The 25,023-nt window shown below is 74.4% G+C and carries 22 protein-coding genes and 1 pseudogene; 12 read left to right on the top strand and 11 right to left on the bottom strand.

Going from position 1 to position 25,023, the window contains the following annotated elements; genetic code table 11:
• Nucleotides 1-7: 7 nt before the first annotated feature.
• The gene (def, locus tag VGP36_04510) at nt 8-544 is read right to left on the bottom strand and encodes a peptide deformylase (GenBank protein HEV7653988.1); all 537 of its coding nucleotides are present in this window, start codon (nt 542-544) and stop codon (nt 8-10) included.
• A gap of 309 nt (nt 545-853) precedes the next feature.
• A complete protein-coding gene (locus VGP36_04505) occupies nt 854-2,017 on the bottom strand; it encodes a homogentisate 1,2-dioxygenase (protein HEV7653987.1) in 1,164 nt (387 codons plus the stop codon).
• Nucleotides 2,018-2,210: 193 nt separating this feature from the next.
• Here VGP36_04505 and VGP36_04500 point away from each other — a divergent pair, with 193 nt between their 5' ends.
• Entirely contained in the window at nt 2,211-3,368 is a 1,158-nt protein-coding gene (locus VGP36_04500) for a fumarylacetoacetate hydrolase family protein (GenBank protein HEV7653986.1), read from the top strand.
• 143 nt (nt 3,369-3,511) lie between these two features.
• Nucleotides 3,512-4,360: a helix-turn-helix transcriptional regulator gene (locus VGP36_04495; protein HEV7653985.1), complete on the top strand. Its 849-nt coding sequence runs from the start codon at nt 3,512-3,514 to the stop codon at nt 4,358-4,360.
• On the opposite strand, the gene VGP36_04490 is transcribed toward VGP36_04495, so the two are convergent.
• Nucleotides 4,357-4,545, bottom strand: coding sequence for a DUF397 domain-containing protein (locus VGP36_04490; GenBank protein HEV7653984.1), 189 nt, complete (start codon nt 4,543-4,545; stop codon nt 4,357-4,359). The two genes, VGP36_04495 and VGP36_04490, sit on opposite strands and share 4 nt — an antisense overlap.
• Before the next feature lie 154 nt (nt 4,546-4,699).
• Between VGP36_04490 and VGP36_04485 the strand changes: the two genes are divergently transcribed.
• The gene (locus VGP36_04485; GenBank protein ID HEV7653983.1) at nt 4,700-8,401 is read left to right on the top strand and encodes a helix-turn-helix domain-containing protein; all 3,702 of its coding nucleotides are present in this window, start codon (nt 4,700-4,702) and stop codon (nt 8,399-8,401) included.
• Between the two features lie 15 nt (nt 8,402-8,416).
• On the opposite strand, the gene larC is transcribed toward VGP36_04485, so the two are convergent.
• Both larC and larB read right to left on the bottom strand, forming a co-directional pair.
• Nucleotides 8,417-9,580, bottom strand: coding sequence for a nickel pincer cofactor biosynthesis protein LarC (larC, locus tag VGP36_04480; protein HEV7653982.1), 1,164 nt, complete (start codon nt 9,578-9,580; stop codon nt 8,417-8,419).
• Entirely contained in the window at nt 9,577-10,248 is a 672-nt protein-coding gene (gene larB, locus VGP36_04475) for a nickel pincer cofactor biosynthesis protein LarB (protein ID HEV7653981.1), read from the bottom strand. The genes larC and larB overlap by 4 nt, the downstream gene beginning before the upstream one ends.
• A gap of 120 nt (nt 10,249-10,368) precedes the next feature.
• On the opposite strand from larB, the gene pheA reads away from it, so the two are divergent.
• The 4 genes from pheA (at nt 10,369) to VGP36_04455 (ending at nt 14,313) form a co-directional block, all read left to right on the top strand.
• Entirely contained in the window at nt 10,369-11,283 is a 915-nt protein-coding gene (pheA, locus tag VGP36_04470) for a prephenate dehydratase (protein ID HEV7653980.1), read from the top strand.
• Nucleotides 11,284-11,329: 46 nt separating this feature from the next.
• Nucleotides 11,330-11,776: a VOC family protein gene (locus tag VGP36_04465; protein ID HEV7653979.1), complete on the top strand. Its 447-nt coding sequence runs from the start codon at nt 11,330-11,332 to the stop codon at nt 11,774-11,776.
• Nucleotides 11,777-11,785: 9 nt separating this feature from the next.
• Complete coding sequence (locus VGP36_04460; GenBank protein ID HEV7653978.1) at nt 11,786-12,628, top strand: AraC family transcriptional regulator; 843 nt, start codon at nt 11,786-11,788, stop codon at nt 12,626-12,628.
• A 62-nt stretch (nt 12,629-12,690) separates the two neighbouring features.
• Nucleotides 12,691-14,313 carry an alpha/beta hydrolase gene (locus tag VGP36_04455; protein ID HEV7653977.1) on the top strand — a complete coding sequence of 541 codons (1,623 nt, stop codon included), beginning with the start codon at nt 12,691-12,693 and terminating at the stop codon, nt 14,311-14,313.
• 18 nt (nt 14,314-14,331) lie between these two features.
• Here the strand turns inward: VGP36_04455 and VGP36_04450 are convergent, their stop codons facing one another.
• The 4 genes from VGP36_04450 to VGP36_04435 all read right to left on the bottom strand — a co-directional run bounded on the left by VGP36_04450 (nt 14,332) and on the right by VGP36_04435 (nt 18,280).
• Nucleotides 14,332-14,670: a co-chaperone GroES gene (locus VGP36_04450; GenBank protein ID HEV7653976.1), complete on the bottom strand. Its 339-nt coding sequence runs from the start codon at nt 14,668-14,670 to the stop codon at nt 14,332-14,334.
• Between the two features lie 14 nt (nt 14,671-14,684).
• A complete protein-coding gene (locus VGP36_04445; GenBank protein ID HEV7653975.1) occupies nt 14,685-15,023 on the bottom strand; it encodes a metallopeptidase family protein in 339 nt (112 codons plus the stop codon).
• An 84-nt stretch (nt 15,024-15,107) separates the two neighbouring features.
• Nucleotides 15,108-16,409 carry a DUF1501 domain-containing protein gene (locus tag VGP36_04440; GenBank protein HEV7653974.1) on the bottom strand — a complete coding sequence of 434 codons (1,302 nt, stop codon included), beginning with the start codon at nt 16,407-16,409 and terminating at the stop codon, nt 15,108-15,110.
• Nucleotides 16,410-16,423: 14 nt separating this feature from the next.
• Nucleotides 16,424-18,280: a DUF1800 family protein gene (locus tag VGP36_04435; protein ID HEV7653973.1), complete on the bottom strand. Its 1,857-nt coding sequence runs from the start codon at nt 18,278-18,280 to the stop codon at nt 16,424-16,426.
• Between the two features lie 289 nt (nt 18,281-18,569).
• On the opposite strand from VGP36_04435, the gene serS reads away from it, so the two are divergent.
• From serS to VGP36_04420, 3 genes are read left to right on the top strand one after another with little or no spacing between them, the layout of a single operon-like run.
• Nucleotides 18,570-19,838, top strand: coding sequence for a serine--tRNA ligase (gene serS / locus VGP36_04430; protein ID HEV7653972.1), 1,269 nt, complete (start codon nt 18,570-18,572; stop codon nt 19,836-19,838).
• On the top strand, nt 19,835-20,632 hold the full coding sequence (locus VGP36_04425; protein ID HEV7653971.1) for a Cof-type HAD-IIB family hydrolase: 798 nt from the start codon (nt 19,835-19,837) through the stop codon (nt 20,630-20,632). Before serS ends, VGP36_04425 begins: the two co-directional genes overlap by 4 nt.
• A 47-nt stretch (nt 20,633-20,679) precedes the next feature.
• Nucleotides 20,680-21,363, top strand: coding sequence for a neutral zinc metallopeptidase (locus VGP36_04420; GenBank protein HEV7653970.1), 684 nt, complete (start codon nt 20,680-20,682; stop codon nt 21,361-21,363).
• 51 nt (nt 21,364-21,414) lie between these two features.
• Here the strand turns inward: VGP36_04420 and VGP36_04415 are convergent.
• Nucleotides 21,415-21,897, bottom strand: a pseudogene (locus VGP36_04415) (bacterial proteasome activator family protein).
• Between the two features lie 181 nt (nt 21,898-22,078).
• On the opposite strand from VGP36_04415, the gene VGP36_04410 reads away from it, so the two are divergent.
• Nucleotides 22,079-23,281: a cysteine desulfurase-like protein gene (locus tag VGP36_04410; protein ID HEV7653969.1), complete on the top strand. Its 1,203-nt coding sequence runs from the start codon at nt 22,079-22,081 to the stop codon at nt 23,279-23,281.
• Between the two features lie 149 nt (nt 23,282-23,430).
• Here VGP36_04410 and VGP36_04405 read toward each other — a convergent pair whose 3' ends face one another.
• The gene (locus VGP36_04405) at nt 23,431-24,405 is read right to left on the bottom strand and encodes an NAD(P)H-quinone oxidoreductase (protein HEV7653968.1); all 975 of its coding nucleotides are present in this window, start codon (nt 24,403-24,405) and stop codon (nt 23,431-23,433) included.
• Nucleotides 24,406-24,490: 85 nt separating this feature from the next.
• Between VGP36_04405 and VGP36_04400 the strand changes: the two genes are divergently transcribed.
• Nucleotides 24,491-24,958: a DUF1707 domain-containing protein gene (locus tag VGP36_04400; GenBank protein ID HEV7653967.1), complete on the top strand. Its 468-nt coding sequence runs from the start codon at nt 24,491-24,493 to the stop codon at nt 24,956-24,958.
• Nucleotides 24,959-25,023: the final 65 nt, after the last annotated feature.

Raw genomic sequence — 25,023 nt, 5'->3', positions numbered from 1 at the left:
GCGGGGCTCAGCCCGGCTGGATCCAGTCGGCGGCCATGACCTCGCGCATCGCCTTGCGCTTGGTCCGCCCGCGCAGCCGGTCCACGAACAGCAGGCCGCGCAGGTGGTCGGTCTCGTGCTGCAGGCAGCGGGCGAACTGGCCGTCGCCGACGTACCGGACCGGGGCGCCGGTCATGTCCTTGCCCTCGACCGCCGCGTACGACGCGCGCTCGGTCTCGTAGTGCAGGCCCGGGATCGACAGGCAGCCCTCGAAGTCGTCGTCGATCTCGCCGCCGGCCGAGACCAGCACCGGGTTGACCACGTGCCCGACGTGGTGGGTGCCGGCGGAGTCGGGGCAGTCGAAGACGAACACCGACAGGCCGGCGCCGATCTGGTTCGCGGCCAGGCCGACGCCCTCGGCCGCGTACATCGAGGCGAACATGTCGTCGACCAGCTGCGCGAGCGACTCGTCGAACTCGGTCACCTCGTCGGCCGGTGTCCGCAGCACCGGATCCCCGAACACCCGGATCGGCCGCGCCACACCCTTGGTCCGTCCCGCAGTCACCCCCCAATGTTACCGACGGCCGTGGGGTGCGCTTGAGGGCCGCCCGCGCCGATCGGTAGCAAGCCTGTCGCCATGGGGCATTCTGTCCGGATGCACGGGTACGTCGACGAGCCGCCGACCCGATCGTCCGGGCGGTCGGCGCGGGCGGGACTGGCGGCGGCGGGTCGAGCCGACGCTGGAGGGCTCGCGCGTTGACAGCGCGAAACCCGGCTGCTCACCGTCCGGAGAGGAGCCGGGCCCACTTCGTCAGGTCCTCTGGACCTTCCGCGCTGTCCATCATCCGCGACAGCGCCGCCCGGCGCAAGCGGTTCAGGGGTGGCGGCCGGACCAGGTCCAGGCATAGCCGGGGTCCTCGCAGGCGAGGCCGGCGGGAGCGAGGGAGAGCGGGCGGAAGGTGTCGACCATGACCGCGAGCTCGTCGAAGCGCTCGGCGCCCAGCGCACGCTCGACCGCGCCGGGCTGGGGTCCGTGCGTGAACCCGCTCGGGTGCAGCGAGATCGACCCCTGCCCGATGCCGGACCCGCGCCTCGCCTCGTAGTCGCCGGCCGCGTAGAACAGCACCTCGTCCGAGTCGACGTTCGCGTGGTTGTACGGCACCGGCACCGCCAGCGGGTGGTAGTCCACCTTCCGCGGCACGAACGAGCAGATCACGAAGTTGTGCCCCTCGAACGTCTGGTGCACCGGCGGCGGCTGGTGCACCCGCCCGGTGATCGGCTCGAAGTCGCTCACGTTGAACGCGTACGGATAGAGGCAGCCGTCCCAGCCGACCACGTCGAAGGGATGGTCCGCGTACGTCAGCACGGACGTCCCGGCCCGGTGCCGGACCACCACCGCCACGTCGGTGCCGGTCGAGACCAGCGGCGCCGAGGGCCCGCGCAGGTCCCGCTCGCAGAACGGCGCCGACTCCAGGTACTGCCCCCGCGGCGAGAGGTAGCGCCGCGGCGGCCCGATGTGGCTGGCCGCCTGCACCACGAGTGTCCGAAGTGGACCGTCCGGGACCCAGCGGTGGGTGGTCGAGGTCGGCAGCAGCACGTAGTCCCCGGGCCCGACGGTGAGCGCGCCGAACACGGTCTCCACGGTCGCGGTCCCGGACTCGACGTAGACGCACTCGTCGCCGACGGCGTTGCGGTAGAGCGGCGAGGGCCGGTCCGCGACCGCGTAGGAGATCCGGACGTCGTCGTTGGCCAGCAGCAGCTGCCGCCCGGTGATCGCGTCGCCGGACCCGGCGTCCAGCTTGGACGTACGCAGGTGCCGCGGCAGCAGCGGGTGGTTCGCGGTCAGCCCTTCCGTGGGCGACTCCCAGATGCGCGAATCGACGATCGCGGTCGGCAGGTGCTCGTGGTAGAGCAGCGCCGACTCGGCCGAGAACCCGTCGCTGCCCATGAGCTCCTCGGCGTACAGACCGCCGTCGGGCTTGCGGAACTGGGTGTGCCGCTTGCGCGGCAGCTCGCCGACCTGCCGGTAGTACGGCATCCGCCGCCTCCTCCTGGACCCGGGAACGACGCTGTCCCCGCGCCCGACCCTCGCTCGCCCCGCCGCCGCCGTCAACCCGCCGCCGGGATGGTGCCCGCTCGAACGCGTACTACTCCCGGTGGTATTTACCTCTCTGAGTAGTACGCCCTGACCAGCAGTACTCCGCCGCCGGCATGCGCTAGCGTCCGGCGGCGTGAGCGGGAGCTGGGTGGTGGTGCCGGACGGGACCGGGTTCGGGGTCGAGAACCTGCCGTACGGGGTGGCCGGGTCGCGTGTCGTCGTCCCGCTCGGCGACCGGGCCCTGGACCTCGAGACCATGGTCGTCACGCTGGCGCCCGAGCTGTCCCGACTGGTGAGCGAGCCGAGCCTGGACCGGCTGCTGGCGGCCGGCCCGGACGCCTGGGCCGAGGTCCGCGCGACCCTGCGGCGCATCCTCACCGAGGACACCCCGGCCCACCGCCGGGCCGTGGACGCCGCGCTGCACGACCCGGGCACGCCGCAGCTGCCGTTCACCGTCGCCGACTACGCCGACTTCTACTCCTCCGAGCAGCACGCGACGAATGTCGGGCGGATCTTCCGCCCGGACGCCCCGGCCCTGCCGCCGGCCTGGAAGCACCTGCCGATCGGCTACCACGGCCGGGCCGGCACGGTCGTCGTCTCCGGTACGCCGGTCACCCGCCCGCGCGGCGTGCTGAAGCCGGGGACGTACGGGCCGAGCGAGCGGCTGGACATCGAGGCCGAGGTCGGCTTCGTCGTCGGCGCCGCCTCGACCCTCGGCTCGCCGGTCGCCCCGGCCGACTGGCGGCGGCACGTGTTCGGCGTCGTCCTGCTCAACGACTGGAGCGCCCGTGACATCCAGTCGTTCGAGTCCCGGCCGCTGGGGCCGTTCCTGGGCAAGTCGTTCCTGACCTCGATCTCGCCCTGGGTGGTGCCACTGGCCGCGCTGGAGGGCGCGTTCACCGACCCGCCGGCCCAGGACCCGCCGCCGCTGCCGCACCTGCGGCCGGCCGGCCCGGCGCTCGACCTGGCGATCGAGGTCCGGCTGAACGGGCAGGTGATCTCCCGGCCGCCGGCCGCCGCGCTCTACTGGACCGCCGCCCAGCAGCTGGCCCACCTGACCGCGAACGGTGCCAGCCTGCGACCCGGCGACCTCTACGCCTCCGGCACGGTCTCCGGCGACGCCCCGGACCAGCTCGGCTCGCTGCTGGAGCTGACCCGCGACGGGGCGTCGCCGCTGGCACTCGGAGACGGAAGCACCCGGACCTACCTGCTGGACGGCGACACGATCACGATCTCGGCGACGGCCGGGCTGATCGCCCTGGGCGAGGTCACCGGGACCGTGGTCGCCTGATGATCTTGGTGGGGGTCGCCACCGCCCGCCCCCGTGCCGGGCCGAGGCGACCCCCGACTGCCGAGTTTGCTGCCACGGGGAGTGATCTGCAAGTTGCAGGCGACATGTTGCGAGCGAAAACGACCGCTGACAGAGTCGTACGTATGCAGGCGATGGACAGCCCGGCGGTAGGCCGTCGCCGGCTCGCCGCGGAGCTGCGCCGGCTCCGGTCGGCCGCCGGGCTGACCATCTCCGACGTGGCCGCGCGGCTGGAGTGCTCGGCCGGCAAGATCAGCCGGATCGAGACCGGGGTGGTCGGCGCGCAGGCCACCGACGTGCACGCGATGCTCGACCTCTACGGCATCTCGGACCCGCAGCGGGAGGCGCTGGCCGAGCTGGTCCGGCTCGCCCGCCGCCGGGCCTGGTGGCAGCAGTACGCGGACGTCGTCCCGGCCGAGTCCAGCCGGTTCTTCGGGCTGGAGGACGGCGCGGCGGTGATCGAGCAGCACGCCGGGCCGCTGGTGCCGGGCCTGCTGCAGACCGCGGCGTACGCGCGGGCGCTGATCTCGATCCCGGCCGCGGCCCCGCCGCCGGACGTCGAGCGCCGGATCGAGCTGCGGGTGCGCCGCCAGCAGCTGCTGGACCGGCCGCACCCGCCGCGGCTGCACGTGCTGTTGGACGAGGCCGCGCTCCGCCGCGAGGTCGGCGGTCCCGAGGTGCTCGCGGACCAGCTCGACCACCTGGCCGCGCTCGGGCGGCGGGACCACGTGACGCTGCAGGTGGTCCCGTTCGGCGCCGGTGGGTATGCGGCGCTGGGCGTCATGTTCACGCTCTTCGGCTTCGCCGACCCGGCCGACACGCACGTGGTCTACCTCGAGCAGCTCACCGGCAACACGCTGCTGGAGGCCGGGGCCGACGTCAGCCGCTACACCGCGGCGTTCGCCGAGTCGGCCGCCCGCGCGCTCGACCCGGCCCACACCCTGCAACTCCTCCGGACCCGCGCCCGGGTCTAGACGTCGAACTCGCCGGCGCGGACCCCCGCGACGAAGGCGCGCCACTCCGCCGGGGTGAACCGCAGCTCCGCGCCGCCGGCCTGCTTCGAGTCCCGTACCGCGACCTCGTCGGGGTCGACCGCCACCTCCACGCAGGTCGAGTCCGCCCCCGTACAGGTACCGCTGCGCCGCCAGGTCCGTGTCATCTGCCGTGCTCCTTCGCGTCGTCGCTCACCCCCGGACCGAGTCAAGGCGCTGGACGCGGAGTGCGACAGGTGCGCACGAAAGGCCGTACAAGTCCGTACGCCCGGGCGATTGTCGTGGCAACATTTCGACATCCCTTGTCCCGGGAGGTGGCCGATGCCCGAGCCGTATTCCGAGCGTCCCGATCCGGACCGCATCGCCACCCGGCCGGAGTTCTCCCGCGAGCTCAGCCGGCTGCGGGAGCGGGCCGGGCTCACCGTCCGCGAGGTCGCCCGGGCGGTCGGCATCCGGAACTCGACCGCGGGCGGCTACTTCAGCGGCCGGCACCTGCCGGGCCCGAACAACCAGCCGCTGCTGGCCGAGATCGTGCGCGTCTGCGGCCTGGACGACCCGGACGAGATCGCCCGCTGGGTCGAGGCGCTGGTCCGGGTCCGGCGCGGACCGGCGCCGCGGGCGTCGGACAGGGGGTCGGCGGGCGAGCCCGAGCCGTACCGCGGGCTGGCGACGTTCGAGCCGGAGGACGAGCGCTGGTTCCACGGCCGGGAGGCGCTGACCGGGCAGGTCGTCGAGCGCGTCCGCACCGCCCGTACGGTGCTGGTGGTCACCGGTCCGAGCGGGTCCGGGAAGTCCTCGCTGCTGCGGGCGGGCGTGCTGCCGGCGCTGCGCCGGGAGCTGCACCCGGACGGGACCCCGGTCTGGGACTGCCGGCTGCTGGTGCCGGGCGAGCACCCGCTGGAGCGGCTGCGGGCCGAGCCGCCGGCCGCTCCCGGCAGCACGCTGGTGCTGGTCCTGGACCAGTTCGAGGAGGTGTTCACGACGTCGGCCGACCCGCGGGACGAGGTCGCCGACGCGGTCACCGCGCTGGCCGGCGAGGCCCGGGTGATCCTCGGCCTGCGGGCCGACTTCTGGGCCGCCGCGGCCGCCGTACCCGGGCTGGTGCCGGCGCTGCAGGACGGCCAGGTCGTGGTCGGCCCGATGGCCCCGCCGGACCTGCGCCGGGCCATCACCGAGCCGGCCCGGCTGGCCGCGGTCGAGCTGGAGAGCGGCCTGGTCGACGTGATCCTGCGCGACGCCGCCCCGCGCGGCGACGCCGGCACCCTGCCGCTGCTCTCGCACGCGCTGCTCGCGACCTGGCAGCGCGGCCGTCGCGGCCGGCTCACGGTCGCCGACTACCTCGGCAGCGGCGGTATCGGCGGGGCGATCGCGCAGACCGCCGAGGACATCTACCTCGCCCTCACCCCGGACGAGCGGGACGGCGCCCGGCGGCTGTTCCTCCGGCTGGTGCACGTCGAGGACGAGGCGGCCGACACCCGCCGCCGGGTGCCCCGGACCGAGCTGGAGGACGCCACCCTGCTGGACCGGTACGTCGAGCACCGGCTGGTCACCGTCGACGCGACCACCGCCGAGATCGCGCACGAGGCGCTGCTGTCGGCCTGGCCGCGGCTGCGGGAGTGGGTGGACGCGGACCGGGCCGGGCTGCGGGTGCACCGGCGGCTCACCGAGGCCGCCGGTGTCTGGCAGCAGGCCGACCGGGACCCGCACACGCTGCTGCGCGGCGGCCGGCTGGTCACCGCGACCGAGTGGGTCGCCGACCATCCGGCCGCGCTCAACCGATCCGAGCAGGCCTTTCTGGCCGCCAGCTGCGAGGCCGCGACCGCGGAGCAGGTCCGGGATCGCCGCCGCGCCCGCCGGCTGCGCTCCCTGCTCGCGGTCGCCTGCGCGTTGCTGCTGGTGACCGGTGGGCTGACCGGCTACCTGTTCCAGCAGCGCCGGCTCGCTGACGGCCAGCGGGACCAGGCCATCTCCCGCCGGGTGGCGACGGACGCGGACCGGTTGCGGGACATGAACCGGAACCTGTCGATGCAGCTGGCGCTGGTGGCGTACCGCATCTCGCCGACGGCGGAGGCCCGCTCCAGCCTGGTCGACTCCTCCTCGCTGCCGGCCCCGACCCGGCTGCTCGGCCCGGCCGGGGTCCTGCAGGCCGTCGCGCTCACCCCGGACGGCCGGATCGCGGCGGCCGGCGGGGCCGGCGGCCGGGTCCGGATCTGGGACCTGCCTTCCCGCCGGCTGCTCGGCACCGTGACCGGCTCGACCGGCCCCTCGGCGACGGTCTTCGCGGTCGCGATCACCCCGAACGGCCGCGTCCTGGCCACCGGCGGCTCCGACGGCCTGCTCCGGCTCTGGTCGATCGCCGACCCCGGGCGGCCGCTCCCGCTGACCGCGGTCGTCGGCTCCACCGGCGCGCTGCCGACGGTCTTCGCGATCGCCGTCGCCCCGGACGGCCGGACGCTGGCCGCCGGGGGAGCGGACGGCCTGGTCCGGCAGTGGTCGCTCGCCGACCCGGCCGTGCCCCGCGCGCTGCCGCCGCTGCGCGGACCGGAGGGCTACGTCCAGGCGCTGTCGTACAGCCCGGACGGCCGGGCGCTCGCGGCCGGCAGCAACGATGCCAAGGCGTACCGCTGGGACCTGCGGACGCGCGCCGTGCAGGTCCTGACCGGGGCCAGGAAGACGGTCTTCGCGGTCGCGTTCAGCCCGGACGGGCGGACCCTGGCGGCCGGGAGCGCGGACACGGCCGTGCACCTCTGGTCGGAGCCGGCCGGGACCCGGCAGCCGTCGCTGACCGGCGCGACCAGCTGGATCAACGGGGTCGCGTTCAGCCCCGACGGCCGGCTGCTCGCGGCCGGCGGCTCGGACAGCATGGTCCGGCTCTGGTCGCTGCCGGACCGGCGGCCGGCCGGGACGCTGCCCCATCCCGGCCCGGTGACCGCGGTCCGCTTCGCCGACGCGGGCCGGACCCTGGTCACCAGCGCCACCGACGGGGCCCTGCGGAGCTGGCCGCTGCCCGGACCCACCCTGGCCCGGCTGCCCGACTCGGTCTTCGGCGTGCAGTACCTCGACGGCGGCGACCGGCTCGCCATCGCCGGCGGCGTCCTGGACGACGCCGTCCGGACCTGGGACGTCCGCGATCCCCGGCGGCCGGAGCCGGACGGCCCCCCGTTGCGGGGACCGGACGACGCGCCGTTCACCGGGGCGATGGCGGTCAGCCCGGACGGCGGCACCATCGCCACCGGAAGCAAGGACGGCTCGGTACGGCTCTGGCGGCAGGGCGTCGCGACCGAGCTGACCGGTCCGACCGCCGTCGTCCAGGCGCTGGCCTTCAGCCCGGACGGCACCCGGCTGGCCGTCAGCGGCAACGACCACCGGGTCTGGCTCTGGCGGCTGGCCGACCCCGGCCACCCGGTCGCGCTGGTCGGCGCCGACAACTACACGTTCGGCGTCGCCTTCGACCCCACCGGCCGGTACGTCGCGGCCGGGAGCGCCGACGAGACGGTCCGGATCTGGCTGGTCGACGGCGCCCGGACCCCGATCACGACGCTGCACGGCCCGGCCAGCTACGTCGACTCCGTCGCGTTCAGCCCGGACGGCCTGACGCTGGCCGCCGGCAGCGCCGACGCCACCGTCCGGCGCTGGGACGTGCACGACATCCGCCGGCCGGTGCCGCTGCCGACGCTCAGCGGGCCCGGCGACTACGTCAACGGCGTGACCTTCGACCGGTCCGGGACCGTGCTCGCCGCGACCGGCGGCGACCGGACGCTCTGGGCGTGGCACGTCGGCGGCGCCGGCCCGCCGACCCTGCTGCTGCGGCTGACCAGCGCGAGCGACGCGGTGCTCAGCGCCGACTTCCGGCCGGACGGGACCTGGCTGGCCGCCGGGCTGGCCGACGGCGCGGTCCGCCTGTGGAACCTGGACGCGGAGCAGGTCGCCCGCCAGGTCTGCGCGACGGCGGGCGACCCGGTGACGCGGGCGGAGTGGGACCGGTACGTCACCGGGGTGCCGTACCGCCCACCCTGCCCCTGACCGTCACACGGAGAGTCACTGTTCGTACGCGGCCGAGGTGGCGGCGCGCAGTACCTCCTTGACCGGCAGGCCGAGCACGTCGGCGGCCCGGCGGACGTCCTCGAACTCGACGCTGACGTTGACCAGCCGGCCGTCCAGCAGCGCGCGCTTGGTCGCGATCCGCTCGCCGCCGACGGTGACCGCGCCGGTCTCCCGCTGCAGCGCGGTCTTGCCGACCGGCACCTCCCGAACCCCGAGCGTGCTGGTACGGCGGAAGATCTCGGCCCGCACCGCCGCCACCGTCGCGTGTGGACAGAGCGCGTGCAGGGTGTGGGCCGGGCGGCCCTTCTTCATCAGGATCGGGCTGAGCCAGGCGTCGCTGGCGCCGGCCGCGAGCAGCCGGTCCAGCACGTCCGGCCAGAGCCGCGGGTCGAGGTCGTCGACATTCGTCTCCAGCACGACCGCCTGCGCCGGCTGGGATTCCTCGCCCAGCACCAGCCGCAGCACGTTCGGCAGCTCGGCCGGGTCGCGGCCGCCGGCGCCGACCCCGGTCCGGCTCGGGACCAGGCCCGGCAGCGGTCCCCAGCCGGTGACGGTCGCGGCCAGCAGCGCGGCGCCCGTCGGCGTGCACATCTCGTACGGGGCCGGGCCGCCGCGGACCGGGGCGCCGGCCTCCGCCAGCAGGGCGAGCACGGCCGGCGCCGGGACCGGGATCACGCCGTGGCCACTGCGGGCCGTGCCGCCCGAGCCCAGCGTGACCGGGCTCGCGGTCAGCCGCTCCAGCCCGAGCGCGTGCAGCCCGGCGGCGGTGCCGACCATGTCGGCGATCGCGTCGAGCGCGCCGACCTCGTGGAAGTGCACGTCCTCCGGTGCGACCCGGTGCACCGCGGCCTCGGCCCGGGCCAGCCGCGCGAACGCGTCGAGCGCGGTCTCCCTCACTTCGCCGGGAATCCCGGCCCGCTCGACCAGCCGCCGGATGTCGCCCCAATGCCGGGCGGCCGGGGCTTCGGCCGTGTGCACGGCGACCTGGGTGGCGCCGATCCCATGACGCTCCACAGTGGACACCCGCAGCTCGATCGGCTCGACCCCGATCGCGTCGACCGCCGCCTGCAGCGTCGCGAGCGGGACGCCCGCGTCGACGAGCACGCCGAGGAACATGTCCCCGCTGGCGCCGGCCGCGCAGTCCAGCCAGCCGATCACCGGCTGGTCCGGCGCGCGACCCGGGCCGCGAAGAGCCCGGCCCCGAAGCCGTTGTCGATGTTCACCACGACCACGCCGGGGGCGCAGGAGTTGAGCATCGTCAGCAGCGCGGCCACACCGCCGAAGGAGGCGCCGTACCCGACGCTGGTGGGCACCGCGACCAGCGGCACCCCGGTCAGCCCGCCGACCGCGCTGGGCAGCGCGCCGTCCATCCCGGCCACGACGACGAGGCAGTCGGCGGCGTCCAGGGTGTCGCGGGCCGCGAGCAGCCGGTGGATGCCGGCCACGCCGACGTCGGTGACCCGGGTGACCGCGGCCCCGCTGACCCGGGCGGTGAACGCGGCCTCCGCGGCCACCGCGCCGTCCGAGGTCCCCGCCGCCACCACGCACACGGTCCCGGTCGTCGCCGGCAGCGGCCCGACCGCGACGCACCCGGCCTCCTCGTCGGCGGTCACGTCGTCGAACGCCTCCCGCAGCGCCGCCGTCAGCTCCGGCGCCGCGCGGGTCACCAGCGCCGGCCGGTCGGGGTGCGCGGTCCGCAGCGCGGTCACGATCGCGATCGCCTGCGGGACGGTCTTGCCGGCGCCGTAGACGACCTCGGGGTCACCGGTCCGGGCCGCCCGGTGCACGTCAACGCGGGCGAACCCCAGATCCTCGAACCCCTGCACCCGCCGACGATAGCCCGGCCGGCGCAGGGCCGGTCACCAGCCGGCTGACCGTGCGGAGCCCGAGCTCCGGACCGGGCGACGACGGCGGAGCGCAGCCGGGCCGGGGCTAGGCTGCGGCCCGTGACGCGGTACGCCTACCTCGGGCCGGAAGGGACCTTCGCCGAGGCCGCGCTGCGCACGATCCCCGAGGTCGCGCAGGGGACCACGCTGCCGCAGCGGACGGTCCCGGCCGCGATCCAGGCGGTCCGGGCGGGCGTGGCCGATGCCGCCGTGGTCCCGATCGAGAACTCGATCGAGGGCTCGGTCGCCTCCACGCTGGACGAGCTGGGCACCGGGGAGCCGCTGCAGATCGCCCGGGAGATCCTGCTGCCGGTGACGTTCTCGCTGCTGGTCCGGGCGGGGACCGAGGCCGACGCGGTCAAGACCGTGGCCACCCACCCGCACGCGGAGGCGCAGACCCGGCGCTGGCTGCGCGACCACCTGCCGGCGGCCGAGGTGGTGTTCACCGGCTCCACGGCCGGCGCCGCGATGGCCGTCGGCCAGGGCGAGTACGACGCCGCGGTCGCCGCCCCGATCGCCGGCGTCCGGGCCGGGCTGGAGCCGCTGGCCGAGGACATCGCCGACAACCCCGGTGCGGTCACCCGGTTCGTGCTGCTCACCCGCCCGGGTCGGCCGCCGGTGCCGACCGGGCTGGACAAGACCAGCCTGGTCGCGTTCATCCGGGACGACCACACCGGCGCGCTGCTCGAGGTGCTGACCGAGTTCGCCGTCCGGGGCGTGAACCTGACCCGGATCGAGTCCCGCCCGACCGGCGAGCAGCTCGGGCGGTACTGCTTCTCGATCGACTGCGAGGGCCACGTGGCGGACGCCCGGGTCGGTGACGCGCTGGCCGCGCTGCACCGGATCTGCGCCGACGTCCGCTTCCTGGGGTCGTACCCGCGCAGCGGACCGGGACAGAACATGCCGATGCCGCCGGGGCGGGACGACGCCGCGTTCGCCGACGCCGCGGCCTGGCTGAAGAAGCTCACCGGCTGACGTCTTCCTGCAAGACGCGCGCGCCCGGATCCGGCAGGCTGGGGTCATGTCGCACTACCCGCCGATCACCCCGCACCTGGCCATCACCGACGTCGCCGCGGCGCTCGACTTCTACCCGAAGGCGTTCGACGCGACCGAGCGGCTACGGCTGAGCCTGCCGGACGGGTCCGTCGCGCACGCCGAGCTGGAGTTCAACGGTGCCCTGGTCACGATCGGCGCCGCCGGGGAGATGTTCGGGCTGTCGCAGCCGGACGGGGACGGCCCGGCCGAGGTCGTCATCACGCTGTCCGTGCCCGACACCGACGCCGCGTACGCCCGGGCGCTCGACGCCGGCGCGACCAGCGCGAGCGAGCCGGCCGACCAGTTCCACGGCGACCGTACGGCCGCGGTGCGGGACCCGTTCGGGCACAAGTGGACCTTCCAGACCCACCTCGAGGACGTCGATCCGGAGGAAATGCAGCGCCGGCTGACCGCGCTGATGACGGGTTCCTAGAATCCGTGCGTGACCGAGCTGCCCGCCGTGGTGTTGCGTGCCCCGGCGGGCGGCCGCCCGTTCCGGCTCGGCCGGCGGGCGCCGCTCCCTGAGCTGGCCGACGTCGTCGGGCACTTCTGGTGCGTGGAGTGGACGCTGCCCGAGGGCAGCGTCCACGACCAGGAGGTCGTCTCGCACCCCTGCGGGCACCTCACCGTCGAGGCCGACGGAGCGTTCCTGCAGGGCGTGCCCACGCACCGGTTCGAGCGGCGGCTGACCGGCACCGGCCGGGTGGTGAGCGCGCACCTGCGCCCGGCCGCGCTCAGCGCGCTGACCGACCTGCCGGCCGCGCGGCTGACCGACGCCCGGACCCCGCTGGCCGAGGCGATGCCGGACGCCCCCGGGCTGGACAAGGTGCGCGCCGCCGAGGGACCCGAGGCCGGGATGGACGCGCTGGAGGACTGGTTCCGCGCGCTCGGGCCGCGGCGGCGCGCGGGCGCCGAGCTGGTCGACGAGGCGGTCGACCTGATCGCGGCCCGGACCGACCTGACCCGGGTGGACGCGCTCGCGGCCGAGCTCGACGTCACCGTACGGACCCTGCAGCGGCGCTTCGACCGGCATCTCGGCGTCGGCCCGAAGTGGGTGCTCAACCGGTGCCGGATCCAGGACGCGCTCGGCGTCATCGAGTCCGGCGGCGAGGTCGACTGGGCCACGCTCGCGGCCGGCCTCGGGTACACCGACCAGTCCCACTTCACCAACGCGTTCACCGCGCTGGTCGGGGTGCCGCCGGGCGCCTATAGCAGCCGGCCCACCGGCCCTCAATCTCCGAACGGAGACGATCGCCCGGCTGAGGGCGACCGACCTGCTCACTGACGGCGGCTGTCCGGAGCGCCCGGAATTCCTAGCGTCGGAGTCCCCGACGTCAGGAGCAACCGATGAGAATCCTCGCCGCCCTCGCGCTGACCGCCGGCCTGGTGGCCGGTACGGCCGGTGTCGCGACCGCCGCGCCACCCGGCCCCGACCTCGCCGCCGGCGGTGTGCACGCGCCGGTGCCCACCCTGGCCTGGACCGACTGCCCCGGCGTCGGCCCCGGCATCCAGTGCGCGACCGCGAGGGTCCCGCTCGACTACGACGCACCGGCCGGCCCTGCCATCGACGTCGCGGTCGCCCGGCACCCGGCCACCGACCGGGCCCACCGGGTCGGCTCGCTGTTCCTCAACCCCGGCGGTCCCGGCGGCTCCGGGATCAACTTCCTGCCGGCGGCGCTGGCCGCGGTCGACCCGTCGGTCGCAGCCCGGTTCGATCTGGTCGGCGTGGACCCGCGCGGCACCTCCCGCAGCACGCCGGTGCAGTGCTTCGCCACCGCGGCCGAGCAGGACGCGTTCTTCGGCGCCCTGCCGGACTTCCCGGTCGGGCCGGAGATCCCGGGCTGGCTGGCCTCGTACCGGGACTACACGAGCCGGTGTGCGCACCTCGCCGGGCCGATCATCGACCACTCCTCGACCGCGAACTTCGTCCGTGACCTCGACCTGCTCCGCCAGGCCGTCGGCGACCCGGGCTTCTCCTTCCTCGGCTACTCCTACGGCAGTCAGGTCGGCTCGACATACGCGGCGATGTTCCCGAGCCGGGTCCGCGCGGTCGTGATCGACGGCGTGGTCGACCCGGTGGCCTGGTCGACCGGGTACGGCCGGACCGGCTCGCTGCTGCCGATCACCACCCGGCTGCGCAGCGCCGAGGGCGCGTCGGACACGCTCGGCGCGTTCTTCCGGACCTGTGCGGCGGCCGGACCGGACCGGTGCTCGTTCGCCGAGCCGGGTGCGGGCGCGGCCGCCCTGGCGGCCAAGTTCGACCGGGTCGCGGCGGCGCTGCGCCGGCATCCGGTGGACCTGCCGCAGCCGGGTGGCGTCCTGCACGTGACGTACTCGGTCCTGATCGGCGGCGCGCTCAGCCTGCTGTACGACGTCCCGAGCTGGCCGGCGCTCGCCGACGCGGCCGAGGGGCTGGCCCAGGCGACCAGCGGCGCGGCGATCCCCGCCCGGACGTCGACGACGGCGCTGGCTGACCAGCCGGTCTTCGCGAGCGGGTTCGACGCGGTCGCGTGCGTGGACGGGGTGGAGCCGCGGTCGCCGCTGGCCTGGCCGGCCGCCGCGCTGGCCCAGGACCGGGTCGCGCCGTACTTCGGCTCGGCCTGGACGTACCCGTCCCAGGCCTGCGCGACCTGGCCCGGCCACGACACCGACCGGTACGCCGGCCCGTACGACCGGCCGACGGCGAGGCCGGTCCTCGTGGTCGGCACCCGCTTCGACCCGGCCACCCCGTACCAGGCGGCGCGGACCGTCGCGGCCCGGTTGCCGGGGGCGCGGCTGCTCACGCTGGACGGGTACGGCCACACGTCGCTGGCGCAGAGCGCGTGCATCGACCGATACCAGGCCGCGTACCTGATCCGGGGCGCGCTGCCGCCGCGGGGTGCGACCTGCGAGCCGGACCACCAGCCGTTCGACCCGACCCTGACCTCGAGCGCCGCCCGCGCGACCGTGGTCGCCGACGCCCGCCCCTGAGAACCGAGTCGGCCGGGCTCAGAGGTAGAGCCCGGTCGACTCCTCGATCCGGGCCGCGGCGACCGCGTGCACGTCCCGCTCCCGCAGGATCAGGTAGAGCTGGGCCTGCACCTCGACCTCGTTCGGGTCCTCCGGGCTGAACAGGACCTGGTCGCCGACCTCGATGACCCGCACGTGGTTGCCGGTGGCCAGCACCTCGCCCCAGACCAGCCGGGTCGCCGCGACCTGCGCGGTCGGCGGGATGAGGATGCCACCGGAGGAGCGCCGGTCGCCCTCGTCGCCGGGCACCTTGACCAGGACCCGGTCGTGCAGCATCCGGATCGGCAACCGGCCCGAGCCGGGCAGGGATTGGGCCACAGCGCAGAAGGTAGTCAGGCCCAGCCCAGCTCGTGCAGGCGGGCGTCGTCGATGCCGAAGTGGTGGGCGATCTCGTGCACGACGGTGATCGCGACCTCCTCCACCACGTCCGCCTCGGTCTCGCAGATCGACAGGATCGCCTGCCGGTAGAGCGTGATCCGGTCCGGCAGCATGCCGCCGTAGTCGTGGCCGCGCTCGGTCAGCGCGACCCCCTCGTACAGGCCGAGGAGGTCGGGCTCGGCCGGGTCGGCCTCCTCGACCAGGACGACCACGTTGTCCATCAGCCGGGTCAGCTGCGGCGGCACCTCGTCCAGGGCGTCGCCGACCAGCTCTTCGAACCGTCGCCGGGACACCTCGAACGCCACGGTGCACAGGAAAGCAGAACGGGGCGGGACCCGGCGACCGGGTCCCGCCCCGTTGCGAGGGGAAGTGCGGTGTTACTTGCGGAAGGTGCCCGCGGCCTTGAACCTGTGGTCGGAGAAGACCGAGGCCGCGCCCTTCGCCCCGAGCCAGCTCAGGCCCTCGGTGAGCACGTCCCGCATGTCGGTCGTGCCGCGGGTCTCGTTGTCCGGACCGGAGGTGCCGATGATCGGGTCGCCGCCGCGGACCCCGCCGGTCGAGCCGCCGCCGAGGACCATCATGCCCATCGCGTGACCGTGGTCGGTGCCCACGCCGCCGTTCTGGTTGACGGTCCGGCCGAACTCCGTCGTCGTGAGCAGCGAGACGTACGGCCGCAGGTCCGTGCCGATGTCCTGGAAGAACGCGGTGAGCGCCCCGTTGGCCTCGGTCGCGTGGTCGTGCAGCTGGCCCTTGGAGTTGGTGTGCGTGTCGAACCCGCCCATGTCGATGTTGACGAAGCGGAGCCCGACCCGGGCCTTGACGAGCTGGGCCGCGGTCTTGAACGCCTGGGCCAGGCCGGTCTGCGGGTACTCGACCGCCGGCTTGTACTCGGTCTTGGTCAGCCCGCTGACCGTCTTGATCGCGCTGAGCGTCTCCAGCGCGGTCTGCGCGACCGGGTCCTTGTACTGCGCGTAGAACCGCTGCAGCACCGCCGCCGACTTGGCCTTGACCTCGTCGCCGCCGTTGAGGCCGAAGGACTCGATCCGGTCCAGGGTCAGCGCCCCGGACCCGTCCAGCGACTTGGGCAGCGTGCCGCCGACCATGACCGCGGAGAGCACGGCCGGGTTCGGCAGCAGCTTCAGCGCCCGCGCGGCCCAGCCGTCCGAGGACGGCGTGGCGAGGCCGCCCTCGAGCAGGTCGGTCGCCTGGAAGTGGCTGTGCGTGGGGTCCTGCGAGTCGGCCGCCGGCACGTAGCCGAAACCGTTGGGGCCCAGGGCGTTGTAGAGCGGGCGGAACTCGTTGAGCGCACCCACTCCGCGGCTCATCGCGAACGCGGTCTGGGCGGTCTCGGCGATGTTCGGCCGGGCCTTCGCGTACGTCGGGTTGCCCAGCAGCGGGAACCAGGTGTGCTGGTCGAGGCCGCCCCGCCAGCACAGGTTGATCAGCACCCGCTCGATCGGCTGCACCGGCGCGGCGAAGGAGTACCGAGCGGTCAGCGGCTGCACGGACAGCGCCGCCGCGAACGCGGTCGAGCCCTGCAGCACCCGGCGCCGGGTGAAGCCCTTCTTGAACGGCTCGGCGAACTCGACCGTCTCGCCGCACTCGCACTGGTGGTGCAGACCCTCCGGTCTGTCCTCGTGCGGGATGGGGCCCTCTCCGAGGGCCTTCTTCTTCGTCATGGAGATGAAGCCCCTCAGGTGTAGTTCAGGTGCGGCACGGACAACACCGAGCGCACGAGCGTGACCGGGTCCTGGACCTGGCTCGCCGGCGTCGTCGGCGCGCTGCCGATGGACTGGTGCAGGGCCGCGGTGAACCCGGGCTGCAGCTGCTGCCCGACGAGCCGCACCTGCAGGTTGGCCACCATCTGCGCCTGCGTGCTCGGCCGGCTGGCCAGCGCCGTCGCGCTCGGGACCTTGATGCCCTTCCAGAACCCGCCGGCGGTGATGCCGGCCTGGTTCCAGCGGTCGAGCATGCCCTTGCCGGACAGCCACGCGGCCTGGAAGTCGGGCTGCCCGTCCGGGGTGGCCCGGCCGTGCGGGCCGCCGCCGGACTGCTCGACCTGGTAGCGCAGGTCCCGGACGCCCTGGAAGGTGCCCTGCTTCTCCGCGATCGCGTCCTGCAGGCCCGAGTTCAGCTCGGCCTGGACCGCCCGCAGCGACGCCGGGATGTATTCCCAGCCGGTGCGGTACTTCTGCCCGACCGACTTCCGGAAGTCCTCGGAGGCGAACAGCATCCGCAGCATCGGCTTGATGTCGGTCCGGGCCCGGGTGAACTCGGCCGCCAGTTTGGCGATCAGCTCGGGCCGCGGGGTGTCGGACACGAAGTGCCGGGCGAACGCGGTCGCGATCGAGCGCGCGGTCGCCGGGTGGTTGGCCAGGAAGCTGATCAGGCTCTCGACGACCTTGACGCCCTGGTCGGGGTCGGTGTTCGGGTGCTTCCAGGTCATCACCCTCAGCGGCCCGCGGAAGCGCATGTCCGGGTCGAACTTCATCGTCAGCGTGTCGTTGTCGACGGTCAGCCCGGTGAGCGCGTACGCCGACTGCACGACGTCCAGGCGGCCGTCGTAGTTCGGCCGGCGGGTGATCGGGTCGAGCGCGCCGACGCTGAACAGCTCCAGCAGCTCGCGGCCGAGGTTCTCGTTGATCGCCGGCAGGCCGTCCTCGCGCTTGGCGTTGCCGTTGGACTGGGGCTGGTCGAGGTACACCAGCATCGCCGGGTGGAAGATCATCGCCTTGAGCATGTCGCTGAACTTGCCGAAGGCGTACCGGCGGACGACCGTGCGGTCGTAGTCGGCGGTCAGCAGCCGGGTCTTCTCCCCGATCGGCACGTGCACGTACGCCGACCAGACGTCGTGCACTTTCTCGAAGAGCTGGTTGGTGCTCCAGACCGACTTGATGATCTTCATCTCGACGAGCTGGTCTTCGGTCGCCATGTAGTCGTGCTTCTGGTCGTCCGGCTTGTCCTGCTCGGCGTCGTACATCTGCTTGAGCTGGGTGGGCGTCCGCTGCAGCAGCGAGTACCGCGCGCCGACCTGCTTGATCAGCGGGTCGGGCTGGACGGTCAGCTGCTTCTCCAGGTACGCCGCGCGGCCCATGGAGCGCAGCTCCTGCAGGGCCGGCGCGCTGACGCCGTACGTCAACCGGCGGGCCCAGTGCAGGTCCGGGTCCAGCGAGAGGATGGTCGGCCGCTGCAGCAGCGCCTTCGGCGTGACCTGCGGCGGCACCGAGGACCGGTAGCCGGTCTTGTCGTACGCCTTCGCGGTCTCCTGCGTGGACGTCGGCGCCGTGATGCCGGCGACGCCGGCGGCCAGTCCGACCGGCTTGGCCGGGGCGCCCTTGGGCAGCGCACCGTCAGTAGCGGAGCCGTTGCCGGAGTCCGGCTTGTTGGCGACGACCGAGACGCCCGCCGTACACGCCGCAGCGGCGCCGGCGACCCCGAGAATCCCGAGGACGTGCCGGCGGGTGAGCGGGCTGTGCCCGCCGTCGCCCCCGGCAACGGGTCTCCACTCGTCGGGGGCAGCGTCGTACGCGTCCCCAGAGTGCCTTCCCATGCGACCACCTTCGTCCGCGCTTGCGCGAGGAGTTAAGTCGCCGTTCCGACCCCCCGTGTGCGCACTCTGGGCCCGGCGGCTTCGAGTGAGCGTGGATCGGCGAGACATCCGTGACCAAACGGGCGCTCCACCGCGAGCGCCGCGCGCAGGGTTCCGAAGGTCACGACAGCCTGTCAACCCTTACAGGCAAGCGTTCACTCGTTCGGAGCACTTACACGGTGGATCTTGCTGACCAAGAGCGACAAGGGCGCAGCGGAGCGCTCGTGCGCTGCTCCCGTACCCTTGGCGGGTGATCGATCTGAGGCAGCTCCGGACCGACCCGGAGCGGGTCCGCGCCTCGCAGCGCATCCGGGGCGAGGACCCCGCGCTGGTGGACGACCTGCTCGCGGCCGACGAGCGGCGGCGATCCGCGGTCTCCGCCGCCGACGCGCTGCGCGCGGAGCAGAAGACGATCTCCAAGCAGGTGCCCCGGGCCTCGGGTGAGCAGCGCGAGGAGCTGCTGCGCCGGGCCAAGGCGCTGGCCGACGACGTGCGCTCGGCCGAGGCCGAGCAGAATGCGGCCGACGAGGTCGTCCGGCTGGCCCACCGCGCGATCCCGAACGTGGTCGCCGACGGGGTGCCGCCCGGCGGCGAGGACGACTCGGTGGTGATCGAGCGGGTCGGCACCGTGCCGGAGTACCCGGAGCCGGTCCGTGACCACGTCGAGATGGCCGAGCTGCACCACGCGATCGACATCGGGCGCGGGGCGAAGGTCTCCGGCGCCCGGTTCTACTTCCTCACCGGCATCGGCGCCCAGCTGGAGCTGGCCCTGGTCAACCTGGCCATGGCCAAGGCCGCCGAGCACGGGCTGACCCAGATGATCGTGCCGGCGCTGGTCAAGCCGGAGGCGATGGAGGGCACCGGCTTCCTCGGCGCGCACGCGGCCGAGGTCTACAAGGTCGACGCCGACGACCTCTACCTGGTCGGGACGTCGGAGGTGGCGCTGGCGGCGTACCACTCCGAGGAGATCCTGGACCTCTCGGCCGGCCCGCGTCGCTACGCCGGCTTCTCGCCCTGCTTCCGGCGCGAGGCCGGGTCGTACGGGAAGGACACCCGCGGCGTCTTCCGGGTGCACTGGTTCGACAAGGTCGAGATGTTCTCCTTCTGCAAGCCGGAGGAGGCCGAGGCCGAGCACCAGCGGCTGCTGGGCTGGGAGAAGGAGTTCCTGTCGTCGCTGGAGCTGCCGTTCCAGGTGCTCGACATCGCGGCCGGCGACCTCGGCTCCAGCGCCGCCCGCAAGTACGACTGCGAGGCCTGGTTCCCGTCCCAGCGGCGCTACCGGGAGCTGACCTCGACCTCGAACTGCGGGACGTTCCAGGCCCGCCGGCTCAACATCCGCTGTCGCGACGAGGCCGGCAAGACTCAGCCGGCCGCGACGCTGAACGGCACGCTCTGCGCGGTCACCCGGACCATCGCCTGTCTGCTGGAGGTGCACCAGCAGCCGGACGGGTCGATCCGGGTGCCGGCCGCGCTGCAGCCGTGGCTGGGTGGCCGGGAGGTGCTGGAGCCGACGCGGTGACGTACCGGATGGCCGCGACCGACCTCGACGGCACGCTGATCCGGACCGACGGCACGGTCTCCCAGCGGACCTGCGACGCGATGCACGCGGCCGAGGCCGCCGGCATCGTGCTGGCGCTGGTCACCGGCCGGCCGCCGCGCTGGATGGCGCCGGTGGCGGAGGCGACCGGGCACGCCGGCGTCGCCGTCTGCGCCAACGGCGCCCTGCTCTACGACCTGCACACGGAGACCGTGCTGGACTCCTCGCTGCTCGACGTCGAGTCCCAGCACCGCGTCGTGGCAGCCCTGCGGTCGGTCGCCCCCGGCCTCAGCTTCGCCGCCGAGTACGCGCCGGGCTTCGGGCACGAGGCCGGCTACCGGCACGGCTGGGACCTCGGGCTGACCGACGTCCGGGTCGGGCCGGCCGAGGAGATCCTGGACCGGCCGGTGGCCAAGCTGCTGGCCCGGCACCGCACGATGTCCGCCGACGAGCTGCTCGCGCTGGCGGTCGAGGTGCTCGGCGGCTCGGTCGCGGTCACCTCGTCCTCGCGTGAGGCGCTGCTGGAGATCTCGGCCGCCGGGGTGACCAAGGCGTCCGCGCTGGCCGCGCTGGCCGGGCGGCAGGGGATCAGCCCGGCCGAGGTGGTCGCGTTCGGCGACATGCCCAACGACCTGCCGATGCTGGCCTGGGCCGGGCGGGCGGTCGCGGTCGCCAACGCCCACCCCGAGGTGCTGGCGCTGGCCGACGAGATCACCGCGAGCAACGACGAGGACGGGGTCGCGCTGGTGCTGGAGCGGCTGGCCGGGAGCAGCTGAGCGTCCTGCCGCGTTGGGCGGGTATGCGGCGGTGGGCGGTCGGGGCGGTGCTGCTGCTCGCCCTCACCGGCTGCACCTCCGCGGTGGCCGGTCGCGGGACCGCCGCACCGGCCGCCCTCTGCCCGGCCGCCGGGGCGGACCCGGCCGCGGTGGTGGCCTGCATCGTCGGGGACCTCAACCGGTCCTGGTCGGCCCGCATCGGCAAGACGATCGGGGTGCGGGTCACGGTCGACCCGGCACCGGCATCAGTGAACCGGAACTGCCGGTCGTTCCTCGCGTTCGGCACGGCGTTCTACTGCCCGCTGGACGGGCGGGCGTACGTCACCGCCACCTCGGTGAGCCAGAACCGGGCGGCCTTCGGTGACCGGCTGCCGTACGCGTTGGCGGCGGTCGTGGCGCACGAGGCCGGGCATCAGGTCCAGTTCGCAGTCAGGCAGCCGGAGCTCGACGGTGACGGCGACGCGGCCAGCCGGGCGGTCGAGCAGCAGGCGGACTGCCTGGCCGGGTCCTGGGCGTACGGCGCGGCCCGGCGGGGGCTGCTCGACCCGGCCGCCTTCGCCGCCGTGTACGCCAAGGAGATGCAGCTGGTCAGCGCGCTGACGCCGCCGCCGGGGGCCGGGCTGGACGACTACGACGAGGTCGCCACCCACGGCACCCCGGCCGAGCGCGTGGCCGCCTTCACCAAGGGCGACACAGCCGCCGACCCCAGGACCGCCTGCGGACTCGCCTGACCGCGGCGGCCGGCGGCGGCCGGCCGCGGTCCGCGGCGGCCCGGGATCCGGCTAGAGGTACTGGCCCGTTCCGGTGCCGGTCTGGCCCGGCTGCGGGGGCAGGCCAGGGATCCCCGGCATCTGCTGCGGCCCCGGCGCCCCGCCCGGCAGCGCCCGCCGCCGCATCTCCTGCAGCTGCACCTGGGCCGCCATCTGCTGCGCGAACAGCGCGGTCTGGATGCCGTGGAACAGCCCCTCCAGCCAGCCGACCAGCTGGGCCTGGGCGATCCGCAGCTCGGCGTCCGACGGCGTCTTGGAGTCCTCGAACGGCAGCGTCAGCCGGTCCAGCTCCTCGCGCAGGTCCGGGGACAACCCGTCCTCCAGCTCCTTGATCGAGGTCTGGTGGATCTCCCGGAGCCGGGCCCGGCTGGCCTCGTCCAAGGGCGCGGCCCGGACCTCCTCCAGCAGCTGCTTGATCATCGACCCGATCCGCATGACCTTCGCGGGCTGCGCGATCTGGCCGGTCGGGTCCACGCCCTCGCCGTCGGCGCCCTCGACCACGGCGTCGGCCGGCATCTCCATCTCACCCATCGGCTGGCCGTCCGGTCCGACGACCACGACGCGGTGCTGCTGCTGTGGCTCGCTCATATCCCCATCCTTCCCCACTCGGCCTAGTCCTGGTCACCCGGACAAGGGGTGTGCCCACATGAGCGCCCAGGTCTCGTAGGGTTGGCGCATGCCCTTCGACGTGGCCCGCGTCCGCGGCCTCTTCCCGACGCTGGGCGACGGGTACATCCACCTCGACGGGCCGGCCGGGACGCTCATCCCGGAGAGCGTGGCCCGGGCGGTCTCGGCGGCCCTGCGGGTTCCGCTGTCCAACCGGCACGGTCCGTTCCCGTCCTCGGCCCGGGCCGACGCGCTCGTCGACGCGGCCCGGCGGGCCTTCGCCGACCTGGTCGGCGGCGAGCCCGACGGGGTCGTGCTCGGCCCCAACATGACCACGATCACGTACGGGATGGCTCGCGCGCTGGCCAAGACCTGGAAGGTCGGCGACGAGATCGTGGTCAGCCGGCTCGACCACGACGCCAACGTCAGGCCCTGGATCGCGGCGGCCAAGTCGGCCGGCGCGATCGTGCGCTGGGCCGAGGTCGACATCGAGACCTGTGAGCTGCCCGAGTGGCAGTACGACGAGCTGATCACCCGGCGGACCCGGCTGGTCGCGGTGACCGCGGCCAGCAACGCGGTCGGCACCCGGCCGGACGTGAAGAAGATCGCCGAGCGGGCGCACCGGGTCGGCGCGCTGGTCTACGTCGACGGCGTGCACGCGACCGCGCACGGGCCGGTCGACATGGCCGGCGTCGGGGCCGACTTCTGGGCCACCAGCGCGTACAAGTGGGGCGGCCCGCACATGTCCGCGGTGATCGGGACGCCGGCCGTGCTGGAGACGCTGGCCCCGGACAAGCTGGTGCCGTCGCCGGACTCCGTGCCGGACCGGTTCGAGACCGGGACGCCGGCGTTCGAGCTGATGGCCGGGGCGGTCGCGGCCGTCGACCACCTGGCCGGGCTGGACGACACCGCCACCGGCGGCCGCCGGGACCGGGTGCTGGCCTCGCTGGCCGCGGTCCAGCGCTACGAGGCCACGGTCTTCTCCCGGCTCGAGAACGGGCTGCGCAGCCTCCTGCACGTGTACGTGCTGGGCTCGGCCGGCAGCCGGGCCCCGACCGTCTCGTTCTCGGTCGAGGGCTGGAAGCCGCGGGCGGTGACCGAAGAGCTGGCCCGGCGCGGGATCTGCGCCTGGGACGGCGACTACTACGCGTACGAGCTGATGGAGAGCCTGGGCGTCGGCGAGCTCGGCGGGGCGGTCCGCGTCGGCCTCGTGCACTACAACACCGCCCACGAGGTCGACCGCCTGCTGGACGCGCTCGCCGAGCTGCGCTAGCGCGTCTCTCCCCGCCATCTGGCGGCGCGGATCGGCGCCCGGGCGAGGACCGGCCGCGTTGGCGACGCCGACCGATACGACCCCGGTATCGACCGCCTTCGCCGCCTTGCCGGACGCCGCCCGCATCCACCGACGGCGGGAGAGGCGCGCTAGACCGCCAGCACGACCTTGCCGATGTGGTGGCCGGACTCGACCACCCGGTGCGCCTCGGCCGCGTCCCGCATCGGGACGACCCGGTCGACGACCGGCCGGATCGCGCCGGCCTCGACCATCGGCCAGACGACCTCCAGGACCCGGGCGACGATCGCGGCCTTCTCCGCCGCCGGCCGGGCCCGCAGCGTGGTGGCGATGATCGACGCGCGCTTGCGCATGAGCGAGTTGAGGTCGAACTCGGTCCTGGTGCCGCCCTGCATGCCGATCACCGCGAGCCGCCCGTTGGGCGCGAGCGCGTCGATGTTCCGGGCCAGGTACGGCGCGCCGACCATGTCGAGGATGACGTCCGCGCCGGGGCCGGTCTCGTCCTTGACCCGCTGGACGAAGTCCTCGGTCTTGTAGTTGATCGCGACGTCCGCGCCGAGCTCCCGGCAGCGGGCCAGCTTCTCGGCCGTCCCGGCGGTGCAGAGCACCCGCGCGCCGAGGGCGACTCCGAGCTGAATCGCGTGCGTACCGATGCCGGAGGAGCCGCCGTGCACGAGGAACGTGTCGCCCTTGGTCAGCCGGGCGAGGTCGCCGACCGTGGACCAGACCGTGCAGGCCACCTCGGGCAGCGCGGCGGCGTCGGTGGCGGCGAACCCGGCCGGGACCGGCAGCAGCTGGCCGGCCGGAACGGCGACCTTGGTCGCGTACCCACCGCCGGAGAGCAGCGCGCAGACCTCGTCGCCGACCCGCCAGCCGGTCACGCCGTCGCCGAGCGCGGCGATCCGCCCGGCGCACTCCAGCCCCGGGTACGGCGGGGCGCCCGGCGGTGGCGGGTACTGCCCCTGCCGCTGCATGAGGTCGGCCCGGTTCACCGCGCTCGCGGCGACGTCCACCAGCACCTCACCCGGGCCCAGGACCGGGTCCGGGACCTCCGCCCAGGTCAGCACCTCGGGGCCACCGCTGCGCGGGATCGTGATCGCGTCCACGCCCCCACCCTAGAGACGTTGACAGCCCGGCACGTCAGTGAATAGCGTTTACTGATCCGAACGGCAGCAACACAAGGAGGACGCCATGCCGGTACGAGCCTCGGACGCCGATCGCGAGCGGACCGCCGCCATCCTGCGGGGGGCCGCCGGTCAGGGCCTGCTGACGCTCGACGAGGTGGACGAGCGGCTGGTCGCGGTCTACGCGGCCGTCCACGTCACCGACCTCGCCCCGGTCACCGCCGACCTGCCCGAGGGCGGGCGCCGGCTCGCCCCGGTCGACCTGCGAGCTCGCTCCCGCGCCCGCGCGATCGCCCGCGCGCACCTGCTCGGGTACGTCGCGGTGGTCCTGCTCATGGTCGGGATCTGGGTCGCGACCGGGGCCGACTACTACTTCTGGCCCGTCTGGCCGGCGGTCGGCATGCTGCCCGCGGTCGTCTCGCATCTCGCCGCGGCGCGCTGGGCCGGCGACCCGTCCCGGGCCTGGGCACCGCGCATCCCCGGCGGCTGCGGCGCCAAGGCCCTCGACCAGACCCGCCACCGCCTCGCCGCGTGAGCCGGGTTCCGCCCGGCGCGGCCTGGTCTGCCGATACGCCGAACCTGCCGTCCGGGCGCCACCGG

Source organism: Mycobacteriales bacterium, assembly GCA_035995165.1.
In the GTDB taxonomy this organism is placed as follows: Bacteria; Actinomycetota; Actinomycetes; order Mycobacteriales; family CADCTP01; genus CADCTP01.
Note: the sequence above shows the minus strand (reverse complement) of the source record. Positions and strands in the feature narration are given on the sequence as shown.

Coding starts and splice junctions, on each gene's coding strand:
- VGP36_04505 (HEV7653987.1), bottom strand. CDS start 2,017: ATGCCGTACTACCGGCAGGTCGGCGAGCTGCCGCGCAAGCGGCACACC.
- VGP36_04495 (HEV7653985.1), top strand. CDS start 3,512: ATGCAGGCGATGGACAGCCCGGCGGTAGGCCGTCGCCGGCTCGCCGCG.
- VGP36_04490 (HEV7653984.1), bottom strand. CDS start 4,545: ATGACACGGACCTGGCGGCGCAGCGGTACCTGTACGGGGGCGGACTCG.
- VGP36_04485 (HEV7653983.1), top strand. CDS start 4,700: ATGCCCGAGCCGTATTCCGAGCGTCCCGATCCGGACCGCATCGCCACC.
- VGP36_04465 (HEV7653979.1), top strand. CDS start 11,330: ATGTCGCACTACCCGCCGATCACCCCGCACCTGGCCATCACCGACGTC.
- VGP36_04455 (HEV7653977.1), top strand. CDS start 12,691: ATGAGAATCCTCGCCGCCCTCGCGCTGACCGCCGGCCTGGTGGCCGGT.
- VGP36_04440 (HEV7653974.1), bottom strand. CDS start 16,409: ATGACGAAGAAGAAGGCCCTCGGAGAGGGCCCCATCCCGCACGAGGAC.
- VGP36_04435 (HEV7653973.1), bottom strand. CDS start 18,280: ATGGGAAGGCACTCTGGGGACGCGTACGACGCTGCCCCCGACGAGTGG.
- VGP36_04410 (HEV7653969.1), top strand. CDS start 22,079: ATGCCCTTCGACGTGGCCCGCGTCCGCGGCCTCTTCCCGACGCTGGGC.
- VGP36_04400 (HEV7653967.1), top strand. CDS start 24,491: ATGCCGGTACGAGCCTCGGACGCCGATCGCGAGCGGACCGCCGCCATC.